Source organism: Candidatus Sulfotelmatobacter sp. (assembly GCA_036500765.1).
GTDB lineage: Bacteria > Acidobacteriota > Terriglobia > Terriglobales > Acidobacteriaceae > Sulfotelmatobacter.
The window spans coordinates 52019-68927 of the sequence record DASYBM010000002.1; the positions used below are offsets into that span (position 1 = coordinate 52019).

The following is a 16909-nucleotide window of genomic DNA, read 5'->3' on the forward strand; positions in this document are numbered from 1 at the left end:
TCGAATATATCCATATCATCGAATCAGCGATCACCCATCAGCGATCGCCGAATCATTCCGAGAATGCCAGACGATTCAAATCCGGTGCAGACCGATTCGCCTGAAGCTCGTGGCTATAACCGCATTCGGCGGTGGCTGGGCATTGCGGATTTCGTGGTTGGTTTTGCGTTCCTGGTTCTTCTTCTAGTTACAGGATGGTCCGGCTGGCTGCGGGATCGGGCGTTCCGCCTGGGATTTCAAAATTATTCCCTGTCGCTTTTCATGTATCTGGTGTTGCTGCTGGCGATCGGCAAGGCGTTGGGGATTGGGCTCGACTATTACGGGTTTTCGCTGGAACGCAGGTTCAAGCTGTCGACGCAGAAGTTTCGCGCGTGGCTTTGGGATGAGGGGAAAGGTTTTCTGGTGGGATTAGTTTTGGGCGCCATCGTGGTCGAAATCTTGTATTTTACGATCCGGCAGTGGCCGCAGCATTGGTGGGTGCTGGCCTGGGCGCTTTTCATGGGCCTGTTTATTGTTATGGCGCAACTGGCGCCGGTGGTGCTGTTTCCGATTTTTTATAAGTTCGAGCCGCTCGACGACGAGGATCTGCGGCGGCGCTTGGTCGTGCTCAGCGAGCGCGCGGGCACGCGGGTGCGCGGCGTGTATCGCTGGAAGCTATCGGAAAAGAGCAAGAAGGCAAATGCGGCGCTTACGGGATTGGGTGCCACCCGGCGCATCATTCTGGCCGATACTCTGCTCGACAACTATTCTCCCGAAGAAATTGAAGCCGTGCTGGCGCACGAGCTGGGGCACCATGTGCATCGCCACATTTTGAAGAGTATGTTCGTGCAGGCGGCGATCACTCTCTTCGGCTTCTGGGCGGCGAACTGGGTGCTGCACTATGCGGTCGACCACCACGTGTTCCAGCTCGACGAGATGTCGGATTTCGCCAACTTGCCGCTGCTGGCGCTGGTTTCGGTGGTGCTGTCTTTTGTGTTGATGCCCGCGCTGAACGCGTATTCTCGTTTTAACGAGCGACAGGCGGACCGGTACGCGTTCGAGTCCATCGCCAGCGTGGCGCCTTTTATTTCTTCCATGAACAAACTGGCGGAACAGAATCTGGCGGAGCGGACCCCTTCGAGGTTTGTGGAGTGGTTCTTCCATTCGCATCCCGCAATCTCAAGGCGGCTCGCGGCGGCCCAGGCGTGGGGCCGGAAACAGGCGCTGAATACACCAGTCTGAGGCTTCCTGGCTGGAACTCTAAGGCTAGCTTTTCCTCAGGAGTTCAGTCACGCGCTGAAGGTCTTCTTCCGTATCCACTCCGACGCTGTCATGCGGAGTCTCGCCGACATAAATGGAGATGCCGTTTTCAAGAAAGCGCAACTGCTCCAGGCGTTCACTTTTTTCAAGCGACGATTCCGGCAGGGTAACGAAGCGGTCGAGCGCGGGCTTGCGATACGCGTAGAGGCCCAGGTGCTTGAAATATGCCGGTCGCGCGCCATCGCGATCGAATGGGATGGTGGCGCGGGAGAAATAGAGCGCGCGGCCGGTGATATCGGCGATGACTTTTACGGCATTTGGGTTAGCGATATCGATCGCGGCGGCGAGAGTCATCAGCGTGCCGACCTGGGCGGCGGGATTCTTCATGACTTCCACCAAAGTTGCGATGTGCTCGGAGCGCACGAGAGGCTCGTCGCCTTGCACGTTGATATAAACATCGGCGGCCTCGCGAGCGGAGACTTCGTGCACGCGCTCGGTGCCGCTGCGGTGTGCAGCGGAAGTCATCTTCACTTTCCAATTGTGCTGGCGGCAAGCGGCCATGATCTCTTCGGAGTCGGTAGCGATTAGGACGTCGTCCAGCAATGGAGAGGAGCAGACAGCTTCGTACACGAAGCCGATGAGAGGCTTGCCGGCGATTTCGCGCAGCATTTTGCGCGGCAGTCGCGTCGAGGCCAGGCGGGCTGGGATGATGGCGATTGCTTTCATTGATTCTGCTGCTTATTGTAAGCGGAAGGTCGGAGTGTACGAGTCTGGCGCCGGGTAGTGTCTCAGTTTGGATTGCGCTCAACATCCAAAGTGGAGCTGAGGCGTCGGCGCAGTCCGTCGGGCAAGTCCCGCGATTAAGCGGGAACGTACGTCAACCGAATCAGGTCCTCGGCGATTAGGCCGCTGGCCACCAGGTGGAGCGGCGGCCGGGGCCCGGCGAAGAATGGCATGCCGCTCCCAAGCACTACAGGGCGGAGGTAGAGTTGATACTCATCGATAAGACCGGCTTCGGTCAGACTCTGCGCCAGGACGGGTCCGCCAACGTCAAACTCGCCATCTAGCTCAGCCTTCAGCCTACGTATCGCCCCCTCGAAGTCCTCCGCGATAAGCGTGGCGTTGGGGCCAACTGTCTTGAGCGAACGCGACACCACCCACTTCGGTTTGCTCCGCCACGCCACCGCGAAGTCGCGATCCTCCGCGTCCCAGTCAGGAAGGTCTTCGTCCCAATAACGCATGATCTCGTACAGGCCGCGACCATATATGCAGCCCGTCAGGCCACGCGTATGCTCGATGAAGTGACGAAAGGCCGAGGGCACAGGCGGCCCCAACTTCATGTGGTCGACGTAGCCATCCAGGGATTGGCTCATTCCAAAGACAAGTTTCGCCATCCTGCAAATCTCCCTCCCAGGTTCTTCAGAATAGCTTAATCCGACGTCGCGTGTGGAGGTAAGGTCGAACACTATCTGCGCGCCAGCTTCCCTATCCCCAGATTCAAACTGGTCCACTACCTGGCGCTGAGACCGTTTGACCTAATGCGCAAGCGCTTTTAAAATTGGGGGTTAGACTGCGAGTGCCGGAGGCCATACCGGCGGCAAGGTTCCTTTCGCGCATCCTTCCCGATTGCAGGCAAGTGGCGGCGTAGCTCAGGTGGTTAGAGCGACGGTCTCATAATCCGTAGGTCGTAGGTTCGAGTCCTACCGCCGCCACCAAATTAACCGATCCTGCGTCTTCAGCAAGAAGTCGAAATAAGAAAGGGTTCCAGTAAGAAAAGGGCGGGATCTCCCCGCCCTGATGCATTTCCCGACTCTTAAGCCCTAAGCGACTTCTCGATCTACCGCATCTACCGCCATCGAAGGGGTCTGGATATGCGGGTTCGAAGGGGCGTTCCAAACATTCGGACTCAAAGTGAAATTGTAAGGTGGGGCGGGCAGCGGATTTGCAGCCACAGCAGGCTTGACCTGGCCGGCGCCAATGTCATACGAGCTGCCCGTGCAGTAGTTGCTGGAGGGCGTCAAAGCTACGTTCTGGGTGGACGAATTCTTCCATCCAAAATCGCAACCCGAAGAAAGCGAGCCGCCCGTAACCTGTCCAGTTCTAATGTCAACTTCGATCGGCATAGTTTTTTTCTCCTTGGTGTTCTTGTTTAAGCAACTTCGCTATCGGTTAGGCGCGCGCAATCCCGCCCATTATTCCCGCGCAAGCCTTACGCGACTTCTTTTCGCTCGATGTGCATCGACGGCGTCTGAATGTGAGGATTCGAAGGACCACCGACCCAGACGTCGGGTTTGAGCGTGTAGTTGAAAGGTTCAGCGGGCAATGGATTTGCTGCCTGGGCGGCTTTCGTGAGGCCTGCACCGATGTCATAAGTGGTCGCGGTGCAGTAGTTGCTCGAGGTGGTCAGCTGAACATTCTGGCCCGTGGTGTTGTTCCACTCGAAAGGACACCCTGCGGTGAAGGAACCAGGACCACCGTAGATTTCTCCGGTCGTAATATCGACTATCAACATGGTTGTCTCCTTCTCTATAATTGGGGTTTATTTTTCCTGCATCAGGGCCCGGTATTGCGGATTGTCGTGCAAATTGTCGAATACTGGAGCTGTCGCCACGACGGAGCGGGAATACCCGGCGGCCAGCGCTTTCCCCAGCCACTCCAGCGCAGGGCCATTTTCGTGCAATTGGTTGTACACCTGAGCCGCATTGAAAAGCAACTCTTTATCCCCGTGGCCTAGTTGAAGCGACTTGTCGAGATAGCTCAGAGCCTGCTTCCGATCGCCCAGCACCGCGTAATAATTGGCTAAGTCACCGAGTATTCCGGCGTCGCGGGAATTGACCTTCAGTTGTTGATTGGCCAAGCCGATGGCCTTGCGGTAAGTGTCCAGCGCTGGAGTAGTATCGCCGCCAAAATAGAGGGCATCAGCCAGGCCGCTCCAGACCTGATAGTTGCTGTCATCCAGTTTTAGGGCTTCTTTGAAGTTGGCTGCTGAATCTTTGTAATGGCGCAAGCGGAATTGAGCCACGGCGATGTTGCTGTGAGCGGCATACGAAGGCCGGATGACAATCGACTTCTCGAATGCCGTTACCGCATCGCTGTCCTTCCCCTGATAGAGTAGAGCCGCACCCAGAGCGTTGAACGCCAGGTAACTGTCGGGATCGAGTTCCGTGGCTTTGCGACACATCTCCGCGGCCTTCTCGTAGTCAGCCTGCGACATGTAGAAAATGCCGAGCAGGTTATACGCTCGCCAGTACTGGGGCCGCGCGCTGATCGCCCGTTTGTACGTTTCCTCGGCTTTATCGGCCTGGTTGAGATGCTGATAGGTTCCGGCTAAGCTGATGTAAGCCCGGTCATTGGTCGGATCTAACTGCACCGCTTGCTGAAACTGCTCGGCTGCCTTCTCATACTGGCCGGTGCCGTCTTCGAGCAACCCGAGGCACATGTGGCCTTCGGCACCGGCATTGCCAAGTTCGATGGCTTTGCTGCACGCATCCTGTGCCGGGGCGATCCATTGTTTCTGCTTTCCCTGTAACTGGTATCTCAACCAATACGTCTGACCCAATGCTGCCTCGGTTTGGCCGTAGGTCGGATCGATCTTCAGAGCTTGCTTGAAAACAATCTCCGCGCTGGTCAAATTTTCCGGCCGGCGCGGATCCTGGAGATAGCCGCGCCCCTGCGCGTAGTATTCATAAGCTTCCGGGAACGCCGTCGAGTGGGCGCCGAGGGCCTGCTTCTCGTCGTTGCGGAGCGATAGCCGGAGCGCAGAGGCCACGCCGTTCGCAATCTGATCTTCAATGGTGAACAGATCCGAGACCGGGGCCGTGATTTGCGCTCCCGCCAGATTCTTGCCGCTTTTGGCGTCGGTCAAGTTATAGGCGGCGCGAAATAGATCGTTGGCCTGCTCCAGCGACACGGTGAGTCCGAGAGTCACACTGAGTTCCTTGCTGGCGTCGGCGAGCGTCGTAACTTTCTTGTCTTCGAGCGTTCTCGCCGGAACAACTTCGAGATCGCGATTGGCGCTCAACTGCGAAAGCTTGGCGGCGACGTTCTCCAGCATGCCTTTGGCGAAGGCGGTCAGCTTGGGATCGCCTGCGACGGCGGCAAACGGGAGTATGGCGATGCTCTTGCGCTGCGGTACGAGAGTTGCTGGCTGCACCGGGCTTTCAGCCGCGGAGGTCGCGAGGCGGCGGAGAAGTCGAGGGCCCCATACCCCTGCGGCCGCCAGCAGGAGCACCGCCACCGCAGCCAGAGTCAGGCGCAACTTTCTTTGCGGAGACCAGGTCGTCGCGACCCGCACCGACTTCAGCGACTTCCCCGAGTCGAAGTCTTTTTTCAGCTTCAGCAGATCGCGATGGATCTCCGCCGCGGTCTGGTAGCGGAGGTCGCGGTTCTTGATGAGGCACTTATCGATGATTTCCTGAAGTCGCTGCGGCAGTCCGGGGACCGACTCGTTGAGCGAGACCGGAGCCTGGCCAAGAATGGCATGAACTGTCACCGCCCATGTCGGCCCTGAAAAAGCCTGCCTGCCGGTAGCCATTTCGTAGAGCAACACGCCAAAAGAAAATAGATCGGTGCGGGCGTCGAGCTGTTCTCCGCGGGCCTGCTCAGGCGACATGTAGGCGACTGTGCCGATTGCGGCGCCGGTGTGGGTGAGCGGTCCGGTCGCCGACAGAGTGGCGTCGCTCGAACTCATCAGGTCGGGCGCCGTTAGCTTGGCCAGGCCGAAGTCGAGAATCTTGGCCTGTCCGCGTTCCGTGATGAAAATGTTGGCCGGCTTGATGTCGCGATGCATGATGCCCTTGGCATGGGCGGCGTGCAAGGCATCGCTGATCTGCAAGGCCCAATCCAGCAGCGTTCCCAGGGGAACGGGTTGATCGCCGATGCGATCGCGCAGCGTGTGCCCCTCCAGCAACTGCATGGCGATGAAAGGGCGGCCCTGGTCGTCGTCGATCTCGTAAATCGTGCAGATGTTAGGGTGGTCGAGCGCCGAAGCGGTTCGGGCTTCACGCTTGAAGCGATCGAGGGCCCGTGGGTCGCGTACGGAATTATCGGGAAGAAATTTCAGGGCGACCATGCGGCCCAGGCGGATGTCTTCGGCTTTGTAGACCACGCCCATGCCGCCCGCACCAAGCTTCTCCTGGATGCGATAGTGGGAGACGATCTGGTCGTTCATTGTACTGCAACTCCGTACTGCAACTCCGCGGCGCGCGACTCTGGCCAGGGCCCCGATAGCTGGCATGGTACTCAAGTTAGACGGAACGGTGCAATAGCACTTAGGGTTTATGCGGAGGACGATTCCTGTTTTAGCCCGGTGACGGCGTAAGCGATGCGCAACAATGATCGATGATTCAGCGATCATTGATCATTGATCGTAGGCGGTGGGGCGCAGGATGAGACTTGGCTGAACCAGGGCCGGCTATTTCTTCTTGCCCATTTTGCGAGAAATTTCTTCGAAGATCTTGGGGCGCAGGTCGGCGAGGACGCTGTCGACAATGTTGGCGATGCCTTCGGAATCGGGCTCGCTCGCAGATTCGGCGCGATGATTTTCAGCGCCGGCAGCGACGGCCATGGCAGCGGTGTCCTGTGTATGCAGCGTTTCTTCTGCGGCCTTGGGCGACGATTCGAACGATGCGCTCTGAGATGCTGCGGGTGTAGAGGATCCAGATTCGATGATCCCTGAGTCGGGCGCTCCAGATTCGGATGTCCCAGATTCGGATGCCCCAGACTCGCGAATCTGACGCCAACTGGCCCATGCCGCAGCGGTGGTTGCCACTATATCGGAATCTTTTGTGAGATCGGACGCGGCGGGTGCAGGGGCGCTGGTCGCCGGGTTTTCCCAAGCTCGGGTCGCGGGCGCCTCGTGGGCAGAAGTCAATTCCTTAGAATCCGGTTCTGCCGGAACGTTAGTGTCGAGAGTTGGCGCTGCCATCTCCGCGGTCCCGGCCATTGACGGGTCTGGCGGCGCGGGGGCATCGATTTTCGCTTCTGACGTAATGTCTGGCGCCCCCGAAGGTGCTTCCGACGGGGAAATTAACGCCGTCAGTTGTTCGGTTGAGGCGGCTGGAATCTCTTCGAGCTTGGCTTCCGGTTGCGGCAATGCCGACGCGACCTCAGGCTGCGCCGCGATCGCCACTTTACTCGCCGCTGGGGCTGCAACTTCGGCGTTTTCAAGCGGAACAGACTCGGGCTCAGCCGGGGCAGGAGTTTTCGGCGCGAGATAGGATTCGGCGACCGCTTCTAATTCTTTCACGGCAGCGCCGATGGCGGCGGTGGCAGCGCTGGCCATCGCACTCAGCGTGTGCGCCGCTTCAGGCGCGGGCGTCGCGGGAACCGTGAGCGCCGGTGTCGGCGTGGCTGCGGCTGTTGGTTCGGACACCGGCGGCTGGGTTTCCGCGAGCGCCTTGGCCGATCCCCCATGAGCGGTTTCTGCCGCGGCAAAGGCGGCGTAGGCCTTCTGCATTTCGAGCTCGAGAGAAAGCGCAGCTTCTTCGGGGGCAACCGCTACGGAAACAGCCGTCCAGCGCGATGCGAAGGCGGCCGACTCGGCTCCGGCCGCTGCGGCCATGGTTACCGGCTCGTCAGCTACCGGCTCATCGTTTACCGGTACATCCTGAGCACGGCGATCCGCAATGCGGCGGTCTGCCCCGTTTGTCCGTGAACCATTGGCGGAATTCGGGCTGTCCGACGAAACAGAATCGACTTCCAGGCCAGCGATGGCGGCCATTACATCGGCACGACTGGGGGCGATGGCCTCGGCCGTTTGATTTTGCGTTGCAGGCGAGCTCTGGGCCCACTCTTCGATCTTTTTTTCCAGCTTCTCCTCATCCAGCCCTGGCCTGGCATCGATCTCTATATTCTGCCGGGATTCCGGCTCTGTCGGGGACGCTGCCGCGACTACCTGCGCCGGCGCCGCTGGCGAAGTCTCTCTCGTCTCTGGCTTCGGTTCGAGGTTCGGTTCGACGTTCGGTTCGGTCTTGCCGTCGGCTTTGACTTCGGCGCGAGCCCGCTCGGAGGGCTGATTCTCGACCGCCTTGCTTTCCTCGATCTTGCCCTTCACCTGCGCCGCAGCTGCCGCTAATGCGGCGATCTCTTCCGCGGTCACATCCTTGGGCAAGCCCTCCGGGGCCAGCGCACTCACGTCGACTCGGGTTGCTTCTGCCTTGGCCGCGCGCAGCTCGGTAGTGCTTTTGCGCTCGACCACGGTGCGCAAATCCTTATTCATGGCGTTATAAATGTCAGCATCATCGCCATCGTTTTGCGCGGAGTTTTCTTTCTTCTTCGGAAATTGGATGCGGTTCTTCCAGCCTGAATCTTCGTCGATAGCTACGGTCTTGTCATAGCGGCCTTCGTCGAGCGCGGCGGTTACGCGGGCGAAGCGTCCTGGCTTCGCAGTCTCTGCGCGGGGCACAATCTTGTCTTCCAGTTTGCTCAGAGCGCTGAGTAATTCGCTGGCTTCGAAGGGTTTTACGATGAAGGCGTCGGCCCGCACCCGCTTGGCTTCTTCGGGCTTGAAGGGCTCGAGTTTCCCTACTGTAAGCAGAACGGGAACGCGCGAAGTCTCGTTCGCCTCTTTCAGCCGCTGGCAAACTTCGAGTCCGCTGTAGCCGGGCATGTAGACGTCGAGCACGATGAGGTCGGGCTTCTGCTCGGCGATCTTTTTCAGCGCGGCGGAGCCGTTGTTGACCGTAACGACTTCATATCCCGCATCCGCGAGGATCTTCCGCCCCATATTTTGAGCGGTCACACTGTCATCCGCGAGCAATATCTTCCTGGCCAAGGGTTTCCTCTAGTGCGGGGAGATAACGCGAAGGTAACCCGAGCCACACCCTAAGTCAATGATCCAGAAGGGAAGTAACCGGTTACCAGTGGCCAACACCTAGTAGAGCCGTCAGGCGGCAGGCCTGGTCTTCGAGTCTTCGGTCTGGGTTTCTGCCTGACGCCTAGCGCCCGCTTTTAGAATGGAACCAGCTTTTTCAACCCTTTCTTCTTCTTTTTCTTGCTGGTGGAGAGATCTTCGTCGCTGGCCGGAGCCGAGTTGTCGGCGCTGGCCGTGGCCGTGGAGGATGATGACGCTTGGCCTTGTTGAATTTCGTTGACCTGCGGTGGCGGGGGGAGCGCCTGGTCGCTGGCGCTGTCGGTCGGTTTCAGTTCGTTGGGATCGGCAGGGACATTTGGCTTCAGTTCGTTGGGATCAGGAGTTGCCGGAGGAGCGGTTGTGCCTGCCGTTCCAAAGGGCGTTGTATTCGGAGCAGCCGTGTCCGATGGGGGCGCGGTTGCACCACCGTTGGGATTGATGATGTCCACTCCCACGCTTCCCTTTTCCGGCATGCCCATCAGATGTGCCGCTCCCTGGGTCTCATCCTTGATAAGGGTATTTGCAGCCACAGGTTCGGGATCGGCCAACGAGGGTTCGCCCGTCTTGGAGGCCGCAGAAACGTCTGGCCCTTTCTTGACGAGTCCCATTAACATCTGAATTTTGGTGGACTCACTGCGACTCTCGATTTCCTTCCGGTTCTGCGCGACCGCCGCTTTCGTTGGCCGGGGAATCGGCTGGTGCAGCGCGGCGAGACGTTTCCTGGCGTCGTCGGAGCGATCCATTAGCGGATAACGGGTCAGGATGGTCTTGTAATTGGTGGCGGCTTTCTCGGTAAACTCCTGGATGTAGGCGCCCTTTACCTTTTCCCCAGCGCAACCGCGCGGCAGGCCGTGAGCGTCACAAGCGGGAGCATTTCGCAAGCGCGTGATCTGCCCCTCGTAGTCCTGTCCCAGGAGGAACAGCGCCTCATCGGCGCGGCTGTAGAGCGGATACTTTTCCACCAGCGATTGCAGGCGTGCGATCGACGCCGGATAGGACTCGCGGAGATTGTAAAAGCGTCCGATTTCAAATTCGCGTTCGGCCAGCACTTCCTGCACTTCCAGCAGGCGCTGCTTGGCCTCGGGTACGAGTTTGTTGTCGGGATATTGCAGAATCAGCTTACGATATTCATCCTCGGCGCGCTTGGCGTTGGTGTAGTCGCGATCTGCCTTCTCCATCTGCTGGTAATGGATGTTGGCGATTTTGAGCTGCGCTTCGGCCGCTTCCGGCATGTTGGGGAAGAAGATCTGAAAATCGTTGTACTCCTGTTCGGCCTGGGCGAGTGCCGCTGCGCCGCCCTCGGCATACCAGGAGTCGCCGACCGCCAGTTTGGCTCGGGCAATGAATTCGGAATCGGGATAAGTATTGATCAAGGTCTGCAACGTCAGCCGGGCCACATCGAAGCGGTTGTGCCGCATGGCCTCCATGGCTTTGTCGAACAGGACTTTATCGGGCTGCTTGGAGCCCACATTAGCCAGGGGGTTCACGGACTTCTTGTTGGTACAGGCTACGGTGAGCACGAGCAGCATGCTCAGGAACGCGATCGACGGGTTTCTACGTGACATTGGGAGAATCCTAGGGTCTTAAGGTTTCTAAGGTTTCAAGGTTCCACGAATCTCGTAATCCGAACGGTTCAAGGGTTAAACATCGAAACCTTTCAACCTTGAAACGTTGAAACCTTGCCGTTACTACACTTTCTGCATGGCCGCCTCGGTGGCGGCTTTCAAGAGTTGCTGCGCATTCTTGCTTGGATCGCCATTCCCGAACACCGCGTTGCCCGCGACCAGAATTTCTGCACCGGCGCGAACCACGTCGGCGACGGTGTCGAGTGAAACTCCGCCATCGACTTCAATGCGATAGTGGCAACCGCGCTCGCCGCGAATCTCCGCTAACCGCCGCATTTTGTGCAGCGTGGACGGAATGAACTTCTGCGCCCCGAAGCCCGGATTCACTGACATGACAAGCACATAGTCAACAATGTCGAGCACCTCCGACAGCATTTCAACCGGAGTCGCGGGATTAATCACGACGCCGGCCATGCAGTCGTGGCTCTTAATCAGGTGCAGCGTGCGGTTGAGATGGCGGCACGCTTCCTGATGTACTGAGATCCAGTCGGCGCCGGCCTCGGCGAATGCAGGGATGAACTCATCCGGGTTCTCGATCATGAGGTGGCAATCGAGAGGGAGCTTCGTAGCCTTGCGCAGCGACTTCACGACCGGAGGCCCCAGCGTAAGATTGGGGACGAAATGTCCATCCATGATATCGACGTGGATGACAGTTGCGCCACCCTCGCCGGCAGCGCGCACCTGCTCGCCCAGCCGGGCAAAATCAGCCGAAAGAATTGACGGTGCAAGGTCGATCAACCGAAGGCCTCAGAACCTGATTCTCAGAAGCGGGAGCGCGCGCTTGCAAGGATATCGCTGGTCCAAATTCTAACACGCGGAATGCTGTACTAGCTGTCGAATCGCGGGCGATGTAAGTGCTCCAGCCCGCGACACTGGCGAAGGCATTAGGGCTGGGTTCAGTTTTGCGGCGCTGGAGTGTCTGGAGCTTTAGTGGAAGATCCCTTTCGCATTTGAGCGACTTCCTGCTGCGCGCGCGCGTTCATCTTCTCAACACTTCTCTGCATGATCGGCATCATAGACTCCATAGCTTCTCCCATAATTGCCGGCATTTCCTGCAATACTTTTTGTCCGGTAGGCGCGGAATAGAAGGTGATGAGCGCGTCCATGTCGCCCTTAGTGAAGTGCTTTTGGTATGCGGGTACCATCGCCTGCATCATTTCATCGATGGGCAGCGCTTTGAACGTGTCGTCCATCGACTTGTTGATCCGTGCTTCGCAATCCGCAGGAAGCTTCTCTTTATCCTTGGCACACTGGTCGTGCGCCATCTGATGAATAGGCTTCGACATGGCCTCTAATATTTTCATCGTCATTTCATGTGAGTGAACAGCCTCGAAATATTTCTCGACGTCTTCCCTGGTAGCCGGAGAATCGGCTGCGGTTTGCGCCAGGCCAGTACAACTGACAGCACACAAAATAGCAGAGATTAGAAAGTACTTCATGGCGGTACCCCTTCAATTCGATCTAACGGTAGTGCATCGCCGCCCGTTAGTCCAGCGGTTTTACCGGGTCTGAGTGATTCCACGTGCTACTCTCGTGCGGCGTGTCTCCGATCACCCAACTCGCCCCCGCTGTTTGCAGCGTGACCGCGGTATTTCTCTGGGGTGCATCCGACTTTGCGGGAGGCTACGCCTCGCGCCGCGCCAACGCGTTCGTTCTCACCGCTTTCTCGCATGTTTGCGCGTGCGCTCTGATGTTCGGGATCGCATTCGCTGTGCATCCGGCATTTCCGCCGCCCGCCAGCATTCTTTGGGGGCTGGCGGCGGGAGGCATGGGAGGATTCGCTCTGGCTATTTTCTACCGCGCTCTCGCCTCGGGACAAATGGGGCTTACCGCGCCGATCGCGGCATTAATAGGCGCGGCCATCCCGACTATGGCCGACATCGCGATGGAGGGCGCGCCGAGTCGCTGGACCATTGCCGGATTCGCGCTCGCCATAGTTGCCATTTGGTTGATTGCGCGGCCCGAAGGGTCGAGCCAGAGCGACAACGCCAGCCACCCGAAGGGCGTGGCGATGGCGGCTCTCGCGGGCGTGGGATTCGCCGGATTTTATTTGTGTGTGCACCAGGCGACAGGTTCGCCGCTGTGGATTGCGGCGACCTCCCGCGTGGCCTCGTTCACGACCACGGCGGTCGCCGTGCTGGTCACGCGCGCCTCGTGGACGCTGGACCGTCCCCGTGCCCTGCTGGGCATGTTCGCCGGCTTTTTCGACATCTCGGCCAGCGCGCTTTTCATCTTCGCCAGCCAGCGCGGGAGGCTCGATGAGGCCGTCGTGATCACATCGCTCTATCCGGCCGTGACGGTGCTGTTGGCCCGCCTTGTCCTGAAAGAGCATTTCAGCCGCTGGAAATTCATCGGATTGCTGGCGGCACTGGCGGCGGTGCCGATGATTGCGGCGGGGTAGGCACGGATTTGCACGGATCTACACGAATAGATCGAAAACATTTCCCGCCAATTCCCTCTCCGTGAGAATCCGTGCAAATCCGTGGCCCGGTCCTGTTAGCATCGCAGCGTGGCGCTGCTGGAAGTTCGCAATCTGACAAAAGTCTTCCCGCATGGCGTGCGCGCGGTCGACGACGTTTCGCTCGATATTCATGCCGGAGAGACGCTGGGCCTGGTCGGAGAATCGGGTTCGGGCAAGAGCACGCTGGGACGGTTAATTCTGCGGCTGATTGAGCCTACGTCGGGGATGATTCGCCTCGGCGGACAAGATCTGCTCGCTGCGAGCCGCGGGGAAATGCGCGGCCTGCGCCGCGACTTGCAGATCATTTTTCAAGACCCTTTCGCTTCGCTCGACCCACGCTTTCGTGTCGAGGACATCGTTGCCGAGCCGCTTGTTATCCACGGTAACGGTCGGAAGAAGATGGACATACGGCCGCGGGTTGCAGAACTGCTGCGTGCCGTGGGCCTCGATGAATCTGCGCGCTCGCGTTATCCGCACGAGTTTTCCGGGGGACAGCGGCAGCGCATCGGCATCGCCCGCGCGCTGGCGCTGCGGCCGAAGTTCATCGTGTGCGACGAACCGGTCTCCGCGCTCGACGTGAGCGTGGGGGCGCAGATTGTCAACCTGTTGGCACAGTTGCAGCGCGATTTCGGGCTGACCTACCTGTTTATTTCGCACTCGATGCCGGTGGTGCGCTATCTCTCGACGCGCATCGCTGTGATGTATCAAGGAAAGATAGTAGAAGTCGGGGAAACCGACAGTATTACCAGGGCACCGACTCATGCCTATACCCGCAGTCTGTTGCAAGCTACGCCGCAACTTCTGGCATGATGGCTGCGGACTCGTCTTTATTTGGCTCTATTCATTTGCCTCCCGACTAAATTCGTACAACCAATTGGGCAGCGAATTGCTCTTAGATTTTTTGAGGCGAAAAAGGCATTGGCAAGCACAACTCAGACGACTTTCACGTTGGCTGCTCCACCGGTCGGCATTTCCTGCCGCAATCTGGCGGAATTATTTTTCGGCTTCAGTTTGATCATCGTCGTATTGTGGCTGCCCACGAGCGAACAACTGATTGCCGGTCCTTTAGTGCTGTTAGCGCCCTTGGCACTGGAGCTTTCGAAGCGGCCCAGTCTGGACCAACTCGGCCTGGGCTGGCGCGGATTCGTTTCTTCGTTATGGATTCTGCCGGCCGCGGTAGGAGTGACGGTACTAGGCATAGTCCTCGCTCAGACCGCCGGAACCTTCCATGCTCTCTACAAAGGTGACCTCGCCCACGTTGGCGGCTACGTCCTCTGGACGATTTATCAGCAATTTCTAATGCAGGATTTCTTCATGCCACGCCTGACGCGTGTTCTCGCGACCGACACCGCGATTGCCGTGGCAGCCGTGCTGTTCGCAGCGGCGCATTTGCCGAATCTTCCGCTTACTGCCGCGACACTGGTGTGGGGCGTTACTTCGTGCGCCTTGTTCCGCCGTTACCGCAGTCTCTACGTGCTTGGTCTCGCCCAGGGATTGCTGGGTTTATGCTTTGCCGTATGTATTCCGGACGCGCTTCACCACCATATGCGGGTGGGCTTGGGATTTCTCAATTATCACCCGATCCCAAAATGAACCGGATGAAGAATCGGGGATGAAGTGGCAAGCGAAACTGGCTAGAACCACCACGACCACAACCAATCCACGCAACTGTGAGTAATGGTCGAGGCCGCCAGGCGGCGCTGCTCGCGCCAGGCCCGGCCATAGAAAATCCCTGCCACCGTCGCCAGCAATACATATCTCCAGTTGAAAGTTGCCGACCGTTTGTTGAAATGAGACAAGCCGAACAGGACTGAAGCGATTACCAGCGCGGCTCGGCGGCCCACGCGCCGCTCCAACAGATTTTGCACCCAGGCGCGAAAGAATAGTTCTTCCGGGACGGCAACGAATACAAAGATTCCCGCCCACGTTAGAATTGCCTTCCCCGCCGCGGGCAGATTGACATGAGGATGGATGAAGCCGAGCGCCAATCCCAGCGCAAGCACGGCGGGCGCGAAGAACACAAGTTCGCGCAGGCCTGTTTTCCAGTCGCTCCAGCGCAGATGAAAATCAAATCCGGTCCCAGTCAAGCGGCGGATCCCGAGAAAACCGTAGAGCCCGGCATCGACGAGCAGCAGATTCCCTAACCCGCGCAGGCCCGCGGGCCAGGCAACATCGAACCAGCGTAAATCTACCGCCAGGCCAAGCGTGAGAAGAATCACCGCGTCGCGCCAGTTGCCGCGTTGTTCCGGATCGGCCTCACTAGCCCGGGCCAACAGCCATGCCATTACGACCGGCAGTGCGGCATACAGGGCAAACCACGGCCAGAGAAACATGTGATGCGTGGCGGCAAGGATGACGTACGGCGCCACCAACAGTGACGGCAGCGCCAGACGCATTGCCAGTGGCAGACGCGCAATAGCGCGTGCTGTGCGCTCGGTGCCGAATCCGAAGGTGGCCGCGGGCACAAGTTCGGCGACCAGGACTGCAACCACAACCGGCGTTACATTCGACATTCGCACCATCTTAACCGGGTCGCATGACTGCCCGGCAGACGAGCGATGAAGGTGTAACGCCGGCGCCCCCTCAACCGCGACGGGGAACTCTATTTCTCGGAAACATGCTTTCCAGAACTAAAGCACCTCCCGCGACTCCCGAAGCTATTTTTCTAAGCGCTGGCGAGGGGGCTTTGTTCCATCGGATAGTGAAATGGACAGTAACTTCGTTACAGGGATTGCGCGGAGGGCAGATCGCCTGAGCAGTTTACTTCGTCATTTCTGGCCTGCCGCTAATTTGCCGAGGCAAGATAGCGATTGAAGAATGCCAGCGACTCCATCGCCAGTTGACGACGGGCTTCGGGAGTCTGGAAGGTATGGACATCGTCGACTTTGATGAAAGATGCGGGCACTCCCGCCGATTGCAACTTCTCGAATAGTTCCTGGGCCTGCGCGATGGGCACGCTTTGGTCCTTAGTGCCGTGCACGATCAAGAACGGAGCATTGTCTTTTGAAACATGAAACACCGGCGAGGCTTCGCGCCACACCTCAGGATGTTTGGAGAAGTCCGCCCCCAGAAAATTCGTCAGAAATGCGACGTCATCCGGATCGCTGTGCGTAGTGAAGTCCGTCGGCCCGCTGACGTCAACAACCGCCTGCACTTTGCTGGAATACTTCGCGAGGGCGGGATCGGAATTGTCGCGCGTATCTTCCATGCCGAGCAGGGCGGCGAGTTGCGCGCCGGCGGAGTGGCCGAAAGCGCCGATGCGCGCGGGGTTCACGCCATACTTGGCGGCATTCGCCCGCACCCAGCGCACCGCGCGTTGCACATCGTCGAGTTGCGCGGGCCAACGGTTGTCCTTGCCTTTCAGGAGGCGATAGTCCACCGAGAACGCCACGAAGCCGGAGCGCGCCAGAAACTGCCCCATGCCGCGCATGGTGCTCTTATCGAAGCTGCTCCATCCGCCGCCGTGGATGAGTAGCACCGCGGGACGAGTCTGAGGCCCGCGGTCGGCGGGTTGGTAGACGTCGAGACGAAGTTCTGTTCCGTTCACGGTCGCGTACGGAACATTTTCCTCGACAGTCGTTCCAGTGGCTGACGGCGAAGTAAAAGTAGACGTAGGCGCGGTTTGCGTCGCGGCGCCGTGCTCTTGGGGAAGCGCAACGGCGACTGCTGCCACGAGGCACAAGAACCGCAGTAATGCAATTTTCCGGTTCACTTCTGAAATTGTACTACCGC

At 58.8% G+C, this 16909-nt stretch carries 15 protein-coding genes and 1 tRNA gene; 5 read left to right on the top strand and 11 right to left on the bottom strand.

Annotated features, from left to right (window positions below):
- Positions 1-63: 63 nt before the first annotated feature.
- Positions 64-1221: a M48 family metallopeptidase gene (locus VGM18_01465; GenBank protein ID HEY3971638.1), complete on the top strand. Its 1158-nt coding sequence runs from the start codon at positions 64-66 to the stop codon at positions 1219-1221.
- A gap of 24 nt (positions 1222-1245) precedes the next feature.
- Here VGM18_01465 and kdsB read toward each other — a convergent pair whose 3' ends face one another.
- Both kdsB and VGM18_01475 read right to left on the bottom strand, forming a co-directional pair.
- Positions 1246-1965 carry a 3-deoxy-manno-octulosonate cytidylyltransferase gene (kdsB, locus tag VGM18_01470; GenBank protein HEY3971639.1) on the bottom strand — a complete coding sequence of 240 codons (720 nt, stop codon included), beginning with the start codon at positions 1963-1965 and terminating at the stop codon, positions 1246-1248.
- A gap of 134 nt (positions 1966-2099) precedes the next feature.
- Positions 2100-2633: a dihydrofolate reductase family protein gene (locus VGM18_01475; GenBank protein ID HEY3971640.1), complete on the bottom strand. Its 534-nt coding sequence runs from the start codon at positions 2631-2633 to the stop codon at positions 2100-2102.
- A 244-nt stretch (positions 2634-2877) separates the two neighbouring features.
- Here VGM18_01475 and VGM18_01480 point away from each other — a divergent pair.
- A tRNA-Met gene (locus VGM18_01480) sits at positions 2878-2954 on the top strand.
- Positions 2955-3059: 105 nt separating this feature from the next.
- Here VGM18_01480 and VGM18_01485 read toward each other — a convergent pair.
- The 7 genes from VGM18_01485 to VGM18_01515 all read right to left on the bottom strand — a co-directional run bounded on the left by VGM18_01485 (position 3060) and on the right by VGM18_01515 (position 12155).
- The gene (locus tag VGM18_01485; GenBank protein ID HEY3971641.1) at positions 3060-3362 is read right to left on the bottom strand and encodes a hypothetical protein; all 303 of its coding nucleotides are present in this window, start codon (positions 3360-3362) and stop codon (positions 3060-3062) included.
- Positions 3363-3448: 86 nt separating this feature from the next.
- Positions 3449-3751, bottom strand: coding sequence for a hypothetical protein (locus VGM18_01490; GenBank protein HEY3971642.1), 303 nt, complete (start codon positions 3749-3751; stop codon positions 3449-3451).
- Between the two features lie 27 nt (positions 3752-3778).
- Complete coding sequence (locus VGM18_01495) at positions 3779-6409, bottom strand: tetratricopeptide repeat protein (GenBank protein HEY3971643.1); 2631 nt, start codon at positions 6407-6409, stop codon at positions 3779-3781.
- A 243-nt stretch (positions 6410-6652) separates the two neighbouring features.
- A complete protein-coding gene (locus VGM18_01500; GenBank protein HEY3971644.1) occupies positions 6653-9013 on the bottom strand; it encodes a response regulator in 2361 nt (786 codons plus the stop codon).
- A gap of 176 nt (positions 9014-9189) precedes the next feature.
- Positions 9190-10656 carry an outer membrane protein assembly factor BamD gene (gene bamD / locus VGM18_01505; GenBank protein HEY3971645.1) on the bottom strand — a complete coding sequence of 489 codons (1467 nt, stop codon included), beginning with the start codon at positions 10654-10656 and terminating at the stop codon, positions 9190-9192.
- A 123-nt stretch (positions 10657-10779) separates the two neighbouring features.
- A complete protein-coding gene (gene rpe / locus VGM18_01510; GenBank protein HEY3971646.1) occupies positions 10780-11454 on the bottom strand; it encodes a ribulose-phosphate 3-epimerase in 675 nt (224 codons plus the stop codon).
- A 158-nt stretch (positions 11455-11612) separates the two neighbouring features.
- On the bottom strand, positions 11613-12155 hold the full coding sequence (locus VGM18_01515; GenBank protein HEY3971647.1) for a DUF2059 domain-containing protein: 543 nt from the start codon (positions 12153-12155) through the stop codon (positions 11613-11615).
- Positions 12156-12256: 101 nt separating this feature from the next.
- Between VGM18_01515 and VGM18_01520 the strand changes: the two genes are divergently transcribed.
- From VGM18_01520 to VGM18_01530, 3 genes are all read left to right on the top strand, one after another.
- On the top strand, positions 12257-13117 hold the full coding sequence (locus VGM18_01520; protein ID HEY3971648.1) for an EamA family transporter: 861 nt from the start codon (positions 12257-12259) through the stop codon (positions 13115-13117).
- A gap of 108 nt (positions 13118-13225) precedes the next feature.
- Positions 13226-13987, top strand: a complete 762-nt coding sequence (locus VGM18_01525) for an ATP-binding cassette domain-containing protein (GenBank protein HEY3971649.1) — start codon at positions 13226-13228, stop codon at positions 13985-13987.
- Between the two features lie 108 nt (positions 13988-14095).
- On the top strand, positions 14096-14770 hold the full coding sequence (locus VGM18_01530; protein HEY3971650.1) for a CPBP family glutamic-type intramembrane protease: 675 nt from the start codon (positions 14096-14098) through the stop codon (positions 14768-14770).
- 41 nt (positions 14771-14811) lie between these two features.
- Here VGM18_01530 and VGM18_01535 read toward each other — a convergent pair whose 3' ends face one another.
- Positions 14812-15690, bottom strand: coding sequence for a CPBP family intramembrane glutamic endopeptidase (locus VGM18_01535; protein HEY3971651.1), 879 nt, complete (start codon positions 15688-15690; stop codon positions 14812-14814).
- Positions 15691-15962: 272 nt separating this feature from the next.
- On the bottom strand, positions 15963-16850 hold the full coding sequence (locus tag VGM18_01540; protein HEY3971652.1) for an alpha/beta hydrolase: 888 nt from the start codon (positions 16848-16850) through the stop codon (positions 15963-15965).
- Positions 16851-16909 lie beyond the last annotated feature (59 nt).